This is a genomic window from Psychrobacter sp. 4Bb (assembly GCF_002836735.1).
Taxonomy (GTDB): Bacteria; Pseudomonadota; Gammaproteobacteria; order Pseudomonadales; family Moraxellaceae; genus Psychrobacter.
The window spans coordinates 1-1,285 of sequence record NZ_PJAS01000020.1; the positions used below are offsets into that span (position 1 = coordinate 1).

Genomic DNA, 1,285 nt, shown 5'->3' on the forward strand with positions numbered 1-1,285 from the left:
ACAGGCGAATTCTTTGACGCCGAGGAGACAGGCGCATGAGTCCAGAAATTATCGGTGCGATTGGCCTAGTGGTTATGATCCTGCTTGTCGTCTTACGAGTGCCTGTTGCACTTGCCATGTTAGGGGTGGGTCTAGTAGGTTTTGGTGCGGTCACCGCGCCTAGTGGTGCTCTGCAAATGCTCAAAGACATCCCAGTTGATGTCTTAGCAAAGTATGACTTTAGTGCCATTCCCTTATTTATTCTGATGGGCGTGTTTGCCACTCACTCTGGTATGGCAGGTAAACTCTTTGAAGCCACCCGGACCATATTTGGCGGGGTAAGGGGCAGTCTTGGTATTGCAGGCATTGGTTCATCCGGTATCTTTGCCTCTATCTCAGGCTCGTCGCTTGCCACTGCCTCTACCATGACCAAAGTGGCCTTACCGCAAATGGAGAAGTACGGTTATCAGCCAGGCTTTGCCTGCGGTATCTTAGCCGCTGGTGGTACGCTTGGTATTATGATTCCGCCCAGTATTGCGCTACTGGTCTATGCCATCTTAACCCAGCAGTCAGTGGGTGACATGTTCATCGCTGGCTTCTTACCCGGTATGCTCGGCATGGTGATGTATTCCATCACGGTCATGATTATGGTGCGCTGGAAACCGCATTTAGCAAAACGTGGTGAGAAAACGTCTTGGAAAGCCAAGCTACTGTCACTGACTGGTCTGATACCATTTAGCTTTATCTTTATTGTGATTATTGCCGGTATCTTCTTTGGGCTATTTACCCCAACAGAAGGCGCCGCAGTAGGGGCGTTTGTCTCATGGGCTTATGCCTTTGCTAAAGGCATGCGTCTAGATGGTCTCAAGCAGTCATTGATTGAGACGCTAGCGCTCTCTGCCGTGGTGTTCTTTATGCTACTGGGTGCAGAGGCATTGGGATACTTTATTTCAGTCTCACGCTTGTCTTATACCTTGGCATCTTGGATCGGTGGATTGGCGGTCAGTCCAATGATTGTGCTGATCTGTATTCTATTCATGTACTTCCTATTGGGACTGTTCATGGATGCCTTAGCGATGCTGGTAATCACGATACCTGTGGTATATCCAATCATTTTAGCGCTAGGGTTTGATCCTGTCTGGTTTGGCATTATTGCAGTATTGACGGTGGAGCTGGGTTTGATTACGCCGCCGATGGGGATGAATATCTTCGTGATTAAGGCGATGGCACCGCACATTAAGCTGAGCGATATGTTCCGCGGAGTGGCACCATTTATTGTCTCTGATGTGATTCGTTTGGTTATCTT

1 protein-coding gene is annotated in these 1,285 nt (G+C 48.8%); it reads left to right on the forward strand.

Going from position 1 to position 1,285, the window contains the following annotated elements:
• Positions 1-35: 35 nt before the first annotated feature.
• On the forward strand, positions 36-1,285 hold a 1,250-nt coding region (locus CXF60_RS00590), incomplete at its 3' end, for a TRAP transporter large permease (protein ID WP_102090367.1).